The sequence below is a fragment of the Neobacillus sp. PVCKKU3 genome (assembly GCF_058323225.1).
Window position 1 is genome coordinate 1 of record NZ_JBLVQN010000014.1, and the last position, 16,178, is coordinate 16,178.

Genomic DNA, 16,178 nt, shown 5'->3' on the forward strand with positions numbered 1-16,178 from the left:
TGAAAGGTTTTATTTAAATAATTTAGGAAGTTGTGAAAGATCGTGAATAAGATAAAAATCTATCGATAGTTTTTCGACAGCCTCAGCTTTACCATTTATGGTAAAGCTTTTTATTATTCATGACTGTTGTCTAGCTCCAGCGCCTAGGGGCTCGGGGTCATAAGCCAATCCGTCAAGAAGGTTAAAAAGCAACCTTCTCGCCGGCTCGTCTTATGCCTGTCGCCCCTGGTCAAGGCGCTTCCGCTTTTCGATAGAACGTGCATTCGTATATTAGCCGTGATAAAATAAAAGAAAAGAACGTTTGAGAGGAAATTTTATGAAAAAATTATCATTTCTTCATGCTGCCGATTTACATATGGACAGTCCAATGGTGGGTTTAAAGCATTTGCCCGCCGCTATTTTTTCAAGAGTTAAAGAGAGCACCTTTACTTCCTTAAAAATTCTAACTGAAACAGCAATTGAAAGACAGGTTGATTTTGTCATCATAGCAGGTGATTTATTTGACGGAGAGGACCGCAGTCTCCGGGCCCAATCTCGATTCAGAGCGGAAATGCAGAGGCTTGCAGAACATGAAATTCCCGTCTATGTGATCCATGGCAATCATGACCATTTAAATGGTTCCTGGGTTCACCTTGATATGCCGGACAATGTCCATGTGTTTGGGAGCAAAGTCGAACGGATGGAACTGCAGACAAAGTCAGGTGAAACAGTATCCTTCTATGGCTTCAGCTATCCAACCAGGCATGTGTTTGAGAGAAAAATAGATGAGTATGTGAAGTCAGTGGGATCAGATTTCCACATTGGCATCCTTCATGGAAATGAAAGCTCTTCCTCCGAACATGATAACTATGCCCCGTTTACTGTTAAGGATTTACTTGATAAAGACTTTGATTATTGGGCATTGGGCCATATCCATAAACGCGCCGTATTGTCTGAAAATCCTCCGATTATCTATCCTGGTAATATTCAAGGGAGAAATAAAAAGGAAAAAGATGCAAAAGGATTTTATCATGTCTCGCTTACGGAACTTGAGACAAAACTGGACTTTGTAGAAGCAGCAGATATTGTCTGGGAAGAGGCTGAAATTGATGCAGCATCGGCGAAGAATTTTCATGATATTCTTCAATTATGTCAGTCAAGCCTAAATACCTGGAGAAAGGATAATAAAGGCACATTCTTGTCCCTAGCCATTAAAAACATTCTCCTGGAAGACGACATGGAAAGAAGAAGTTTGCAAACGGATCTGCTTGATCTTTTGTTGGAAGATGAACAGGAGGAGGAAGCATTTGTTTGGATTGTGGAGCTATCTTTGTCCGAAAGGCTGCAGGTGAACAAGGAACAATTAAAAAAAGAAGCCAATTTTTATGCTGAGCTTTTTGCTGCAATTGAACAATTCGATCATGTAGATGAAGCCTTGGCCGTTTTGTATGAGCACCGCTTGGGTAAAAAATATTTGTCGCCCCTATCCTCAGGTGAGCAGCATGAACTAATTAATAGGGCGGAGAAGCTGCTAATTGAATTACTTTATAAATAGAAAGGAGTGAATCCAAATTGAAAATCACGGCAATGAATATTTACGGTTTTGGGCAGCTGGAAAATGTGATCATCGAAAATTTGAATGAATTTCAGGTTTTCTTTGGGGAAAATGAGGCTGGAAAATCTACGATTATGGCCTTTATACATAGTATTTTATTTGGTTTTCCAACTAAGCAGCAATCAGAGCTGCGCTACGAACCGAAACATGGTACAAAGTACGGCGGGAATATCCGAATTTATCTTGAAGGGCAAGGCTTTGCAGTAATTGAAAGGGTAAAAGGAAAAGCCGCCGGTGATGTCAAGGTAGTCATGGAGAACGGGCTCATTGGCGGTGAGGAACTTTTAAAGGAATTACTAGAAAGTTTTGATAAAAATCTATTTCAGGCCATTTTTTCTTTCAATATACACGGGCTGCAAAACATCCACCAGATGAAGGGAGAAGAGCTGGGTAAATACCTATTTTCCGCAGGAACACTAGGCACAGAACAACTGGCAAAGGCAGAGGCTGCCCTCCAAAAGGAGCTGGATACCCGCTTTAAGCCAGGGGGAAAAAAGCCTGAGCTAAATGAAAAACTGCAGGAGCTTCATGAGGTCAATCAAGAGCTAAAAAAAGCCGCTGCGAAAAATAAGGAATATGAGACCTTGGCAGCGAAAAAAGAAAGCCTGCTGCAGGAAATGGCTAATCTTAATGAACAGCTTACCACCCTTCAGGTAAATACAGCAAAGCTTTCGGAGTGGAAAAGGATAGAATCTTCTGTTAAACAAGAAAAGTGGATTGAGAACGAGCTTGCTGAACTTGAAGAAGTACAGTTCCCTGTACGAGGAATGGAAAGACTCGAAAAATTAAACCAACTTATTCTTCCCTACAAAGCAGAGCTGAACAGTCTTGCGGAACAAATTGAAAAGGTAAAGCTGGAAATCGCCGATTTGGAGCCAAATGAAGAGCTCCTTGAGAACGAGCCGGCGATATTAATATTACTGGATCAGATGCCCATTTTTGATCAATTCAAATTGGAACTGGGTCAATATGAACAGAGGCTGGCTGACTGTGAGGCGGAACTTTCCATTATAAAAGCGAAGCTCCATCTGCCATTGCAGGATCAAGATTTTCAAGCCATTAATACAAATATGTATATGAAAAGCCAGGTTGAAACAACCGCAAAACAAAGCAGAAAACTAATGGAAGCAAAAGAGGAACTGGATGAACGGTATGAGGAAGAAAAAAATGCCTTAGAGATGATTGAAAAGGAGGTTCTCTTGACTGAGGGCTTATGTTTGCCGGACCAAGACAGACTGCTCCTTGAAAAACAGGTTCACGGAAATGATAAAAGAGGCTTAGAAGAGGAATTAAAGGGAATCAAGGAAAAAATCCATTTCCAGCAAAGATCTCTTGACCAGGAGCAGGCCGCTAAATCAAGGCTTAAGCTTCAATTTATCACGATAGAGCTGATCCTCCTCGGACTAATCCTTTATGGACTTCTGACAAAACAATGGGTACTGATGATCTTGGGGTTAGGAGGCTGTTTGGCTTTTGCCGTATACATGCTGCAATCCTTAAAGCAGGCTAAAGAAAAGCAGCTTGTTCAACAGCTTAACGGACTGCGGGAAAGAGTAAAACAGGTAAGTGAAAAGCTGCAATCTGCCGAATACCAGGATCTGAGCAAGGCCGCTGAAGAGTTGAAGATAGACAATCAGCGGCGTGAAAAGCTACAGCTGTTAAAATTAAGGCTTAAGCAGCAGCAGAGCCAATTTGAAAAAGTGATTTCGAAATTTGAGGAATGGGAGATTGCCTCTAGTAAGCATAAGGAGACGCTGCTTACAGTTAGCAGGGAGTTAAAAATACCTGATAATCTTGCCGACGCCTTTTTGGAGGAAGCATTTAAACAAATTGAAAAATTTAAAGAGACTTTATGGGAACGGGATAAGCTAATTGCAAAAGTGGACAAAGCTAATCAGCAGCAAAGCCAGATCGCCGAAGGAATTCTGGAATATGGCAAACGCTTTTTGCCGGAAAAGGATCTCGATTTACATAAGACCGCATTTTTATTGAGGACAAAACTTAAGGAAGAGCTTGAAAAGAGAATCAAAAACCAGGAAAGAAAAAATAAGCTTGCTGGCATGGAAGCAGATTGGCAAGGCAAATCACATGAACTGGAACAGCTTGAAGCGAAGTATGCTTTGCTGCTTCAGTCTGCTAATACGGATACGGAACAGAAATTCTATGAACTTGGAAAAAAGGCGGAAAAAAGATCCGAACTGTTGGCTGCTTTGGACAATATCCGCAGTCAGCTTAACTATTCAAGTCTGTCTGATGAAGAGAGGGAAAGCTTCCTAACTATCCATAATTGGGATGAATTAATAACTGCCGGCCTTGATGAATCTAAGCGATTGCATGCTAGATTAAAAGAACTGCAGGAGGAGCAAGCAAAGGTCAAGTACGAATTACAGGTTCTCGAAGAAGGCGGCGTTTATTCCGATATTCTCCATCATTATAAACAGAAAAAATTTGAACTCGAGGAGACAGCAAAAGAGTGGGCTGTATATTCTCTTGCACAAAATATTTTGACGGCAACAATCGAGAAATACAAAAATGAACATTTGCCCAGAATGCTGGAAAGGGCGGAGGAGTTTCTGTCTTTTCTTACAAATGGCAGATACTACCGAATACACCTGCACCCATTGGGGACTGGTTTCCTAGTAGAACGGGAGGACCGGACCCTATTTGAAGCAAACGAATTAAGCCAAGCCACCACAGAACAGCTATATGTTTCAATCAGACTGGCACTGGCTACAACCCTTTATGAAAAATACCGGTTCCCGATTATCATTGATGACAGCTTCGTAAACTTTGATATCGGCAGAACGGAAAGGGTCATCGCGCTTTTAAAAACGTTGGAACAAAATCAAATCTTATTTTTTACTTGTCATCAGCATTTACTGCAGTTCTTTCCAAAGGAAAATGTTCTTTTCTTGGAAAAAGGTGCTGTTCAGATAATTTCATAGAGTGAAAGAAGGATATGTTATACTTTTACTATCGGAAGGGAGCGTGTCTAGGTTGGCGAAAGGTATTTTACATTATGATGTTGGGGAACAGATTGAGCTATATTTATTAATTAAAACGTCTACAAAAGGAATTGCGAGCAACGGAAAGCCGTTTTTAACATTAATCCTGCAAGACCAAAGTGGAGATATTGAAGCCAAGCTTTGGGATGCCAATGAAGAGGATGAAAAAATGTATGCCGCCCAAACGATTGTCAAAATTCATGGGGACGTGCAAAATTACCGCGGCAAAAGCCAGTTGAAAATCCGCCAGATTCGAAGAACCGGACCAGCGGATGCGGTGAAATTGGAAGACTTCCTTGAAACCGCACCGTTAAGTCAGGATGAAATGGTGAGTAAACTAACCCAGTATATTTTTGATATGAAAAACCCTAATATCCAGAGGGTTACCCGCCATTTAATAAAGAAGCACCAGAAGGCATTTTTGGAGTATCCGGCGGCGACCAAAAATCATCATGAATTTGTTTCCGGGCTTGCCTATCATGTGGTCAGCATGCTTGACCTCGCCAAAGCAATCTCCGGCCTATACCCAAGTCTTGACAGGGACCTGCTGTATGCAGGCATCATCCTGCATGATATGGGCAAAGTCATGGAATTATCCGGGCCAATTTCAACTGTTTATACGCTCGAAGGAAATCTGCTTGGGCATATTACGATTATGATCAATGAAATTGGCAAAGCAGCTGAAGAACTTGGTATTAACGGGGAGGAAGTGTTAATCCTCCAGCACCTTGTTCTAAGCCATCACGGAAAAGCGGAGTGGGGAAGCCCAAAACCGCCGTTAGTGAAAGAAGCAGAAATCCTTCATTACATTGATAATCTCGATGCAAAAATGAATATGCTTGACCGGGCTTTGGAAAGAGTTAAGCCAGGGGAGTTTACTGAACGGGTTTTTGCGCTGGATAATCGATCATTTTACAAGCCTGCATTTCATAAATAGGAAGGGTAGCCTCTCTAGGAGGTTATCTTTTTTTTATGCATAATTTTTTAATCCATGAATATTATTTATTAGAAAATTGGACAACCATTTTGAAGGGGGCAAGTGAAGTTGACTATACCTATTTGGGTTTATGCAGTTGTGGTTGGGATTATTATTAGCGCGTTAATGGCCATTAAAACAGGGCGGGAAGAGCGTCAGCTTGAACAAGAAGATATAGAACGGGAGGGCGAAATCTATATGATGCGCCTTGAAAAAGAAAAGGAAGCCCGAAAAGGTGAACATGCCACAAGCGAATAAAAAAACGGAAGCGCAAAAATGAGGCGCTTCCGTTTTTCTGATTTTTATTGGGCTGGAGTCTGTGGTGTAAGTGCGTCTTTTAAGTCTTTGTCATTAATCTTTACATTAGCGTCTTTTAATTCACGTTCCATGGCTTTATTAATTACATCGGTAGTTAACTTTTGAGATTTTACTTGATATTCAATATCTTTTTTCATTTCATCATAGGATTTTTTCTCTTTTTTATCAGTAACCTGAATAATGTGGTAACCGAATTGAGTTTTTACTGGAGCGCTGATTTCATTAACTTTCAGGGCATAGGCAGCCTTTTCAAAATCAGGGTCCATCTTTCCAGTACCAAACCAGCCTAAGTCGCCGCCATTTTGGGCAGAAGCTTTATCAGTTGAGTATTCTTTTGCCACATCTTCGAATTTTGCTCCGCCATCAAGCTTTTGCTTTACAGTGTTAGCAGTTGCTTCATCGGCAACGAGAATATGGCGTGCCTTAATTTCAGGTTGATAATTATCATAGTAATCCTTTAATTCTTTATCAGTTATTTTAATGTCTTTCATCGCCGCTTTTTCCTGCAGCATGCCAAGCTTCATTGTTTTCTTTAGGTCAGCTTCACTTTTATAACCATATTGGGCCAAGGTCATTTCAAAGTTTGAGCCAAGGTCCTGTTTGATTTGATTAATTTTGTCATCTAATTCTTTGTCGGTTACTTTGTACTTTTTAGAAAGAACCTTTTCATAGACAAGCTGCTGTAATGCCTGATTGCCGAATTTATCCTTCATTGCCTTGTAAAGATCCTCTTGTGTTACATCCCCAGCTTTGCTCTCTGCAACCGTTTCCGAACCATTTTGATTACATGCACTTAAGGCAAGGATTGAGCTTGCAAGCGTTAGGGCCATTATCCATTTTTTCATGATGAATCTCTCCTAAATAGTTAAATTCTTATGGGTTTTTGTCCACATCCTTTACTATAACATAAATGGCAACTCCTGCAAAAAATTAAAAGGATTATCATTTCAAAAATTTACAAGCCCATTCATGTCTTTTCCGAAAAAATAAGATAAGAGCCTAGTCGAATTGGAGGGAGGTTGAATAGTATATCGTAGAAACGGAAAGGAGGCAAAAATATGTCTGGTGGAGCAGGTTACGGTGCAGGCTTTGCGTTAATCGTTGTTCTTTTCATTTTATTGATTATCGTTGGTGCTGCTTGGGTTTGGTAATGCAGCATAAGTAAAAAGCGATGAGAGACACCTCATCGCTTGTTTTTTACTTATACACTATGTATACAAAATTTCCAAATAGGAAGAAATTAATAAAATGGTAACGAGAACATTAATCGTACGGAACACCTTGTGCTGACGTTCTTCCGGAATTTCTTTTTGAATACATAATGAACTGGTCATTTTATTTACATAAAACAAAATAAAAATGGCAAAGACGATAAAAATGGAGATCATAAGAAATCCCTCCCCCCAGATACTGTTCCATTTTACCTTACCAAATAATTTATTAAAAAGATAGTCAAAAAGAATGGAAGGTTTTCAGATTTTTATGCCAAATAAGTAAATACTGAAATACGTTTATCCAAGTCCCAAAAAGGTGAATAATATGGAAAAAGGGGGGCTTTTCATGGATAAATTTGAAATGCTGGCAGAAAAAATAAATATGCTTGAATTTCATCAAAAGCTGTTGTTAGAGGTAGTGGATCATCCGTCCAAGAAGTTCACTCGACTGATCATTGAATCCGGTCTTACCGAATCAGAAGTGAATCATTTTTATTCCATATGTGATAAACTGAGCAAAAAATTGGAAGAACAAAAAGCGGAAGGGTACGTATACTTTCATCCGCTTTTTGTTGAGCTTTCGAACTTAATGCCCGACAAACTGGATATCGGACAAACCATCAAGGCATGTCTATCACAGAATCTATACAAATCACTTTTTAAGGAATTTGAAAAATTTATTTAGTCTAGTTAGGCAAGTTCTTGTTCTTTTTCCTCAGATTTTTTTAGCTTCCCGTCTTCTTCCACAAACTTACTTTCAAGATTATGGAAGGAACGTTCGAAAATCTCCATGAAGTCCTGTCCATAAATATTCCGGATAATCGCCATCATTTCAATGATGTCGGGAAATTTTCCGTATAATTCCCGTAAAGGCAGTGCGCCGGTAAATGCTGAGTAGGCATTTGGATCATAGGTTTCCATTAACTGCAGGAGAATGTTTTCACCCTCTGGTGTCAATTGGATATACGTATTCCGTTTGTCATTTTCCTTTTTAGAAAATTTCAACAAGCCTCGTTCTTCTAATTTTTTTGAAAAATTAAAAGCTGTTGAGACATGCATGACACCAAATTTGGCTACATCGGAAATAGATGCACCGTTCAAATGGTAGGCAATCCAAAGAATGTGGTGTTCATTGATATTTAAATCATACGGTTTTATCCATTGCTGCCAGTCTTTTTCAATCGATTTCCATAACGCCTTGCTTAATTGCGCAATTCTTTGACTAAAAATCATTGCTTCCTTGGCCGAATATTGTTTCTCCGTCATCTCCATTTTCACCTACTTTATTATTACTCTATTTTCATTATGCCAATAAAATAAAAATTAATAAAGAAAAAATTCACAAAATTTTTAGAAATTACGATAATTTTATATTGAAATTAAAATTGTTTAAAAGATTTCTATTTTATTATAATTGATTAATAAGAAAAATGGAAACTTTTTGAATATTTTTGTTAAAAATTTAATTTACTTATATAGTTTTACTAAATTTTTCATAGGTATGGACAGAAAAACATATAAATAGTTACAACATCAATTGAAAATTGGAATCCTGCAGGGGGATCTTACTATGAAAAGTGCAGCTATCATGTTTTTTGTTCTAAGTGCCATTTTTTTCATGGGTACTGGTAAGTTTGTCATTGATTTAACGAGACCAGGTGTATATCCGCCTAAACAAATAATAAAGAAAAGGGCAGCTGTCTGCGCTAGCGGCGGGGGAATCTTTTTAGTGTTAGCCTTATTGTTTACCTATTTTTTCTAAAGTGAATTTAAGAAAAGAACCCTTAAGGGTTCTTTTCTTAACGTATCTGTCATTACTTTTCAATGACGGAAACAGTTGATGATTTAGTTCTTTTAGCAATCGACTGCGCGATTGGGTAAAGGATAACCATTGTGACGGTATTGATGGCCGCAGCAGGTAAAACAGCTACGCCAAAAAGCGCTGCAAATGGGCCAGGCAGACCAACCAAGAAATAGGCAGATGTTAAAAAGACTGTTCCGGACACAATCGTTCCTATCGCTGTCAAAACACCAACACTTACAATAGAGCTGCGGTATTTTTTTAATGCTAAAAATAATCCGAAGAAGACTAATGCAGTGACAGGCTTATCAATGATATTTGGAAACTGCCCCCCAGGGAACTGAGTGGTGATCGCAGATAATACTCCAGTTACAATCGCCAAAAGCATAACGCTTTTGATTTCCGGAATAAGAATAATTCCTAAGAACATCATCGCCAGCATCATATCTGGTTTAATCGTCAGGAACGCCGGCATTACCGCGTGCAGCACAAATCCAATCGCCGCTAAAAGTGCTAAAATGACAAGGTTTTTTGTTTTCATTTCTCATCTCTCCTCTGCTCTTCTAAAGCTTTTTTCCTCCTGCAGTGCACTCATTGCCTGCAGCGAAGAATTTATACACATTATAGCATATTACGATAATAATAATAAAGAAATAATTTTCAGATAACTTGCTGTACAGGCCTATAATTTCTTGGCAATATTGGCTGCCATTTCCTGGAGCAGTTGTGGTGTATAGTCACTTTGATTATTTTTCCAGACTACACCAAGTCCATCTCCTTTGCCATAACGAGGAATTAAATGCATGTGGTAATGGAAAACAGTTTGTCCAGCTAACTCGCCATTATTGTTAATGGTATTTAAACCGGCCGGTTCAAATTCCTGTTTCAAAGCGTTGGCAATGGCAGGGACCACTTCGAATAGGTTTCTGGCGATTTCGGGCGTCAGTTCAAAGACATTTTCTTTATGTATCTTTGGGATGACCAGTGTATGCCCTTTTGTCACCTGACTGATGTCCATAAAGGCTAGGACATGTTCATTTTCAAATACTTTTGCGGAAGGAATTTCACCATTAACAATTTTACAGAAAATACAATCGTTCATTTTTGGGACCAGCCTTTCATTATATTTTGTATATTTTACCATAGAATTCTTTCGCAAAAAAGAAAAGAGCAGGATTCGCTTAGAATCCCGCCCTCTCGAAGGGGAAATTGCTTCAAATTTGACGTTCAATAGGAGTGTTCTTTGATAAACACCTCATTTTACAGTAGAGTGTTGTTATAAAGAAACATCATTGTTCAAGCTGACCATCCCCTATTTGTTTTTATCGGTTTTCTTACCTTTAAAAACGGACGATGTCTGCGACAAACACCTCATTTTCAGTTTTTTATCCAAAAACCTGGTGTTATTTGAACTCAAAATGGTTACCATGCACATTGTACAATACAACCATCCCCTTGTTTTGAAACGTTTTTAGAAGCTTCTGCGTTTGAAACGGATATTGTCTTTTGTAGACACCTCATTTCAAGTGGTTGATGAATCACTTCATCAATTGAACTCCCCTTCGAATATTATGATGTCCGATTGAAAAGGAAATATACAAATAAAATTGAATTTCTATTTTTATTGAAAACGATTTGATAAAATAAAGGAAATCATTAAGGGAAGGACTTAAAAAAATGTCTTTATTAACGATTGAGAATCTAGTTGGCGGTTACACAAGGAATCCGGTTTTAAAAGACGTTTCTTTTGAGGTGAACGAAAAAGAAATGGTTGGCCTAATTGGTTTGAATGGCGCAGGAAAGAGCACAACCATTAAGCATATCATCGGATTAATGGAACCACATCAAGGTGTCATAAAAATAAATGGACAAACCATCACAGATCATAAAGAGGCATATCGTAAAATGTTTACGTTTGTTCCGGAAACACCAATTTTATATGAAGAATTAACATTGGAGGAGCATTTACGCTTAACGGCGATGGCTTATGGACTTTCTGAAACGGACTATAAAGCCCGCGTTTCTCCATTGCTCACTGAATTTCGGATGGAGAAGCGCCTAAAGTGGTTTCCAGCTCATTTTTCAAAAGGGATGAAGCAAAAGGTGATGATCATGTGCGCATTCCTTGTGCAGCCATCGCTCTACATCGTAGACGAGCCGTTTGTCGGCCTCGACCCGCTCGGTATCCAATCATTGCTCGATTTAATGAAGAAAATGAAAGAAAATGGGGCGGGAATCTTAATGTCGACCCATATTCTAGCTACTGCGGAAAAATATTGCGACCGGTTTGTTATTTTGCATGAAGGGAAAATTCGGGCAAAAGGGACACTTACAGAGCTTAGGGAGCAATTTTCGATGCCGGCCGCATCATTAGATGACATCTATATTCAGTTAACAAAGGAAGAAAATTATGTTTAATGCGATGAAACTTTGGAAGGAACGGGCAGGCCGGCGTGTTAAGGATTTGAGCACGTATCTTCGCTATATTTTTAATGGCCATCTTGTCATTGTTTTATTGTTTCTGATTGGCAGCGGTGCTTATTATTATCAGGAGTGGATTAAAACTTTATCTACTGATTTTCCGGCGGAAATTATTCTAGCCCTGTTTATCAGTTTTTTCTTAACATACAGCCCAGTTTATAATTTTTTATTGGAAGCGGATAAGGTATTTTTGCTTCCGTTAGAAGATAAATTAAAGGGGTATTTTCTTCGTTCCGGATTCGTAAGCTTTATTTTTCAAGGTTACATACTCTTACTCATTTTTGCTGTTCTTATGCCAATGTATGCCCATATAAGCAGCACTGGCTTTCGCTTATTTTTCCCGTTTCTCATTGTTCTTTTTGTCATCAAAGGATGGAATCTAATAGTCAGCTGGCGGATTTCTTACTTTGTTCAGACATCAGTACATAGATGGGATCTGACCGTCAGATATTTCATTAATCTCTCGCTAACCTATTTGCTGTTTAAACAGGCAAATTTTGTAGTCCTTTTGGTCATTGCTTTGATTATGCTCCTGTATTATTTCTTTTTCCATAGCAGAACAAAAGCACTAGGGTTAAAATGGGATTTATTAATTGACCAGGAAGAAAAAAGAATGGCTTCCTTTTATCGGCTTGCAAATATGTTTACAGATGTGCCGAAACTAAAGGATAAGGTAAAAAGAAGAAAATGGCTGGATTTCCTCTTGGGGGGGATTCGCTTTTTACAAGAAAAAACTTATCTCTATTTGTATGCACGGACTTTTTTGAGGTCATCGGATTATCTCGGACTGTTTGTCCGCTTAACGGTTATTGGTATACTAGGGATTTATTTTATTTCGTTTGGATTGGGACAAATTCTCATCAGTATTTTGTTTTTATATTTAACTGGATTTCAACTGCTTCCGCTTATCCATCACCACCAAAACAAGCTGTGGGTCGACCTTTATCCGGTTGCTGAAAAACACAAGCATGATGATTTTCATTTATTGCTGATGGTCATTTTAACAATCGAAAACATTGTTTTTGCCCTGTTTATTTTTCTGAAGGGAGAGATATCCCTGGCATTATTGGAACTTGCCGCAGGCCTATTGTTTAACTTCTTATTTGTTTATTTTTACAGTAAAAATAGAATGAAGGATAAAACGAACTCCCTTTGAGCTCAAAGGGGGTTTTTTTGAAACCAAACGGCTGATTTTTACGTATTTACGCATAAAATTAGTATGGTGAGGTGAGGTTTGATGAACGATTATGAATTAAAGGTATATGATGAAGTTCAAGATTGGAAACGAAGATTGACGAGACGGTCAGGAATGATGAACAGGATCTCGAAAAAGGCGCAGGGGAAAATCAATGAAATCATCCCCGAAAAAGTTCATGAAGTCATGACGGACAGCATTAAAACAATGGTAAAGGCTACATTATTTGGTTCGCAAATGACCACCAACAGAAATGCTGCAGAAGGGTTAACTCTTGAAGAAAGAGATGAATTAGTCCGCAAAAAAATTTCCACCTACCAAAAAACAGCGATGGTGGAAGGGGCCGGCACTGGTGCGGGTGGGATTTTGCTGGGGCTGGCAGACTTCCCTTTGCTGTTAACCATCAAGATGAAGTTCTTATTTGATGCAGCCTCCGTTTACGGCTTCAATACGAAGGAATATGAGGAAAGGTTATTTATTCTTCATGTCTTTCAGCTTGCTTTTTCAAGCGATGAAATCCGCAGAAACACGTTATCTGAGATTGAAAACTGGGAGGAGCGAAAGCAGGTACTTGTGGAAATGGACTGGCGGAGGTTCCAGCAGGAATACCGGGATTATATTGATTTTGTCAAAATGCTTCAGCTTGTTCCGGGGATTGGCGCCTTTGTTGGGGCATACGCCAATAACAACCTAATGAAAACATTAGGCGAAACGGCGATGAACGCTTATCGGTTAAGAATTTTGCAAAAAGCCCCTGAGCTTTAAAAGTTCAGGGGTCTCGCTTTAGTTGCTGTGAACTGTTATGGCTGCTGTTCCCAATGTCTTGGCAGCAATCAGCATGGCTTTTTCATCGATGTCAAATCGTGGATGGTGATGCGGGTATGCAGCATCATCGCGTTCCGGCTTTGCTCCGGTGTAGAAGAAGGTTCCCGGCACCTTTTGCAAATAGTAGGCAAAATCTTCTCCGCCCATGTCCGGTTCGGTCTCTTCCACGATTTTTACTTCAGCTGCAAGGTGAGCACAGGCAGCCAGGAATTCCGTTTCCTTGGCATGATTCACCACTGGCGGATAGCCGCGAAAATACTTATAGTCGTAAGTGCTGCCTGACATATAACAGGTGCCGTGGACAATTCGTTCGATTTCTTCTTCAATAAAGCTTCTAAGCTCCTCATTGAAGGTCCGTACCGTCCCAATAAGCTTTGCTTTATCGGCAATGACATTGAAGGCATTTTGAGCAGTAAATGATCCAATGGAGACAACGGCCGAATCAATCGGATTAACCTTGCGGCTGACAATTTGCTGAAGATTTAAGACAAGCTGGGAGGCTGTCACGATCGCATCTTTTGTCGTATGAGGCTGTGCGCCATGCCCGCCTTTGCCTTGAATTTCAATTTCAAACCGGTCTGCAGCTGCCATAAAAGGGCCAGTTCGATATTGAATCGTACCAGTTGGCACGCTTGCCCATAAGTGGGTGCCAAAGATCACATCCACACCTTCTAAGCAGCCATCCTCTATCATAGAAATGGCACCACCTGGGGCATATTCTTCAGCATGCTGGTGAATAAACACATAGGTTCCTTCGAGATTGTCCTTAAGTTCATTCAATGCTTTGGCAAGGAGCAGGAGGGTGGCGGTGTGCCCGTCATGTCCGCAAGCGTGCATAACTCCTGGCACTGTTGATTTATATGGGACATCATCCTTTTCATCCTGAATCGGCAGGGCATCAAAATCGGCTCGCAATGCCACAGTTTTACCCGGCTTTTTACCATAAACCTTTGCCACTACACCGTTCCCGCCGACATTGCTGTTCACTTCAATTCCAAGTTTTTCATAAAAGGAAACAATAAATTTGGCCGTTTCGTATTCTTGATAGGATAGTTCTGGATGCTGGTGAAGATGTCGGCGAATGGAGACCATTTCCTCATAGGAATTTTCTAATTTAGCAAACAATTCATCTAACATATGTAAATCCCCCTCTTAGTCTTTTACTAATAAATAAATAAATAAATAAATAAATAACCTATTTTTCATACTATTTTAACATTTATATAAGATATGGAACAAATAGAAGAGGCTGAAGATTTTCAGCCCCATTTAGATAGTTAAATTAGAAACATTGCCGCTATCGTGGTCACCACAAGGCCGATTACGACCGGAACAAGATTTCGCCGTGCAAGTTCGAAGGGGTCAACATTACAAATTGCCGCCGCCGGGATGAGGGCCCAAGGGACAAGGGTTCCACCGCCAACCCAGATGGCGGCGATTTGACCTAGCGCCGTCAGGGTAGCCGCCCCTTTTCCAATCGCTACGGCAAAAAGAGCAGCAACTGAACCTGCTAGTGAGATACCGGAAAATCCTGAGCCGTCAAGTCCGGTAATGGCACCAACAGCAGTCAGAGTAACGGCTCCAACCGCCTTGCTTAACGGAACAATGTTAGCAAGTGCCAGACCTAGGTCGTTGACTATTCCTTGAGAGGCTTTCGGCAGATATTCTCCGATGATTTTCGTAAAGCCGGCATCTCCCAAGTAGAAGAAAGCGGCAATTGGAATGACTGGACCAAAGACTTTAAAACCAAATTGGAAGCCCTCAATCAAGTAACTTGTTGTTTTTTCAAGACCTTCATTTTTGAAACTTGTCAATGAGATTAACAGAAGAATTAAAATCGAGGTTCCGCCAATCAAAGCTGTTGCATCTCCACCGGTTAAATCAAGGATTGTCATCGCAGCAACGTCAGCGGCAAATAATAAAGGAACTATTATGGCAAAGAATCGTTTCTGGGAGAGAGAAAGCAGCCCCTGCTGTGTGGTTTCAGCTTCAGAAGCGGAGATAATCGATGTATCGGCCTTCAGAATTCCCCGCTTCATGTCACGACGCAGGAAGTAAAAGGCCGCAATTGTTGTCACAATACCCATGATAAATACTAAAGGAATGCTAGCATCAATGACATCTTGGATGGGTATCCCGGCGGCATCAGATGTCAGTTTCGGTGCAGCCTGAATGACAAAATCACCCGATAAAGCAATTCCGTGCCCGAATAAGTTCATGGCCATGGCAACGCCCAAAGCAGGGAGCCCAGCCCTAATGGCAACAGGAAGAAGGACGGCACCGAGCAAAGCTACCGCGGGTGAAGGCCAAAAGAACCAGGAGATGACCATCATTAAAATTCCGATTGTCCAGTATGCTAATGCCGGGTTGCGAATCAACTTCCGGAAAGGCGAAATCATCACATCATTGATCCCTGTTGTGGTTAACGTATGGCTCATCGCCACAATGATGGAGATGACAAGGATCGTGGACAATAATTCTGTTATCGCATATGCAAAACTATTAAAAATGCTGCTTATCGCATGACTTAAACTGCCTGTGGCGATAAGACCAATTAAGAAAATACCGGCAATGCAGACAATTGTCGTGTCACGTCTCATGACCATAAAACCAATAATCAGTGCAATAAAGACGACATAGATCCAATGAAGAGCAGTAAGCTCCACGAGCATAAAATGACCTCCTTTCTTTCATCCATGGACTTTTGTAATAGGTATCTGCCCGGCTGGATGTAATACAGAATATGAATTTGCTTAAAAGAGGTGAGCG

Annotated in this window: 17 protein-coding genes; 10 read left to right on the forward strand and 7 right to left on the reverse strand. The window is 40.1% G+C overall.

From position 1 onward, the window contains the following. Positions 1 to 316 precede the first annotated feature (316 nt). The 4 genes from ACNQGS_RS11245 to ACNQGS_RS11260 all read left to right on the forward strand — a co-directional run bounded on the left by ACNQGS_RS11245 (position 317) and on the right by ACNQGS_RS11260 (position 5,833). A complete protein-coding gene (locus ACNQGS_RS11245; protein WP_491487376.1) occupies positions 317 to 1,534 on the forward strand; it encodes a metallophosphoesterase family protein in 1,218 nt (405 codons plus the stop codon). 17 nt (positions 1,535 to 1,551) lie between these two features. Next, on the forward strand, positions 1,552 to 4,539 hold the full coding sequence (locus tag ACNQGS_RS11250) for an ATP-binding protein (protein ID WP_491487377.1): 2,988 nt from the start codon (positions 1,552 to 1,554) through the stop codon (positions 4,537 to 4,539). Positions 4,540 to 4,591: 52 nt separating this feature from the next. Further along, the gene (gene yhaM / locus ACNQGS_RS11255) at positions 4,592 to 5,536 is read left to right on the forward strand and encodes a 3'-5' exoribonuclease YhaM (protein WP_491487378.1); all 945 of its coding nucleotides are present in this window, start codon (positions 4,592 to 4,594) and stop codon (positions 5,534 to 5,536) included. A 102-nt stretch (positions 5,537 to 5,638) separates the two neighbouring features. Next, positions 5,639 to 5,833 carry a sporulation YhaL family protein gene (locus tag ACNQGS_RS11260; protein ID WP_378580821.1) on the forward strand — a complete coding sequence of 65 codons (195 nt, stop codon included), beginning with the start codon at positions 5,639 to 5,641 and terminating at the stop codon, positions 5,831 to 5,833. A gap of 44 nt (positions 5,834 to 5,877) precedes the next feature. Here the strand turns inward: ACNQGS_RS11260 and ACNQGS_RS11265 are convergent, their stop codons facing one another. Beyond that, positions 5,878 to 6,738: a peptidylprolyl isomerase gene (locus tag ACNQGS_RS11265; RefSeq protein WP_491487379.1), complete on the reverse strand. Its 861-nt coding sequence runs from the start codon at positions 6,736 to 6,738 to the stop codon at positions 5,878 to 5,880. Positions 6,739 to 6,951: 213 nt separating this feature from the next. Between ACNQGS_RS11265 and ACNQGS_RS11270 the strand changes: the two genes are divergently transcribed. Continuing rightward, a complete protein-coding gene (locus ACNQGS_RS11270; protein ID WP_423801450.1) occupies positions 6,952 to 7,044 on the forward strand; it encodes a YjcZ family sporulation protein in 93 nt (30 codons plus the stop codon). A 57-nt stretch (positions 7,045 to 7,101) separates the two neighbouring features. Here ACNQGS_RS11270 and ACNQGS_RS11275 read toward each other — a convergent pair whose 3' ends face one another. Next, complete coding sequence (locus tag ACNQGS_RS11275; RefSeq protein ID WP_213116688.1) at positions 7,102 to 7,281, reverse strand: hypothetical protein; 180 nt, start codon at positions 7,279 to 7,281, stop codon at positions 7,102 to 7,104. A 172-nt stretch (positions 7,282 to 7,453) separates the two neighbouring features. On the opposite strand from ACNQGS_RS11275, the gene ACNQGS_RS11280 reads away from it, so the two are divergent. Further along, a complete protein-coding gene (locus ACNQGS_RS11280) occupies positions 7,454 to 7,792 on the forward strand; it encodes a DUF1878 family protein (RefSeq protein ID WP_491487380.1) in 339 nt (112 codons plus the stop codon). 5 nt (positions 7,793 to 7,797) lie between these two features. Here the strand turns inward: ACNQGS_RS11280 and ACNQGS_RS11285 are convergent, their stop codons facing one another. Further along, positions 7,798 to 8,373: an HTH-type transcriptional regulator Hpr gene (locus ACNQGS_RS11285; RefSeq protein WP_213116686.1), complete on the reverse strand. Its 576-nt coding sequence runs from the start codon at positions 8,371 to 8,373 to the stop codon at positions 7,798 to 7,800. A 304-nt stretch (positions 8,374 to 8,677) separates the two neighbouring features. Between ACNQGS_RS11285 and yhzF the strand changes: the two genes are divergently transcribed. Next, positions 8,678 to 8,869, forward strand: coding sequence for a membrane protein YhzF (yhzF, locus tag ACNQGS_RS11290; RefSeq protein WP_213116685.1), 192 nt, complete (start codon positions 8,678 to 8,680; stop codon positions 8,867 to 8,869). 52 nt (positions 8,870 to 8,921) lie between these two features. On the opposite strand, the gene ACNQGS_RS11295 is transcribed toward yhzF, so the two are convergent. Then, on the reverse strand, positions 8,922 to 9,449 hold the full coding sequence (locus ACNQGS_RS11295) for a tryptophan transporter (protein WP_213141069.1): 528 nt from the start codon (positions 9,447 to 9,449) through the stop codon (positions 8,922 to 8,924). 141 nt (positions 9,450 to 9,590) lie between these two features. After that, positions 9,591 to 10,010 carry an HIT family protein gene (locus ACNQGS_RS11300; RefSeq protein WP_213141068.1) on the reverse strand — a complete coding sequence of 140 codons (420 nt, stop codon included), beginning with the start codon at positions 10,008 to 10,010 and terminating at the stop codon, positions 9,591 to 9,593. A 575-nt stretch (positions 10,011 to 10,585) separates the two neighbouring features. On the opposite strand from ACNQGS_RS11300, the gene ACNQGS_RS11305 reads away from it, so the two are divergent. The 3 genes from ACNQGS_RS11305 (at position 10,586) to ACNQGS_RS11315 (ending at position 13,349) form a co-directional block, all read left to right on the forward strand. Further along, a complete protein-coding gene (locus tag ACNQGS_RS11305; protein WP_491487381.1) occupies positions 10,586 to 11,326 on the forward strand; it encodes an ABC transporter ATP-binding protein in 741 nt (246 codons plus the stop codon). Then, positions 11,319 to 12,545 carry an ABC transporter permease gene (locus ACNQGS_RS11310; RefSeq protein ID WP_491487382.1) on the forward strand — a complete coding sequence of 409 codons (1,227 nt, stop codon included), beginning with the start codon at positions 11,319 to 11,321 and terminating at the stop codon, positions 12,543 to 12,545. The genes ACNQGS_RS11305 and ACNQGS_RS11310 overlap by 8 nt, the downstream gene beginning before the upstream one ends. 81 nt (positions 12,546 to 12,626) lie before the next feature. Then, a complete protein-coding gene (locus ACNQGS_RS11315) occupies positions 12,627 to 13,349 on the forward strand; it encodes an EcsC family protein (protein ID WP_491487383.1) in 723 nt (240 codons plus the stop codon). Positions 13,350 to 13,367: 18 nt separating this feature from the next. On the opposite strand, the gene ACNQGS_RS11320 is transcribed toward ACNQGS_RS11315, so the two are convergent. After that, positions 13,368 to 14,546: a M20 family metallopeptidase gene (locus tag ACNQGS_RS11320; RefSeq protein WP_491487384.1), complete on the reverse strand. Its 1,179-nt coding sequence runs from the start codon at positions 14,544 to 14,546 to the stop codon at positions 13,368 to 13,370. Between the two features lie 140 nt (positions 14,547 to 14,686). Beyond that, a complete protein-coding gene (locus tag ACNQGS_RS11325; RefSeq protein ID WP_423801458.1) occupies positions 14,687 to 16,081 on the reverse strand; it encodes a hypothetical protein in 1,395 nt (464 codons plus the stop codon). Positions 16,082 to 16,178: the final 97 nt, after the last annotated feature.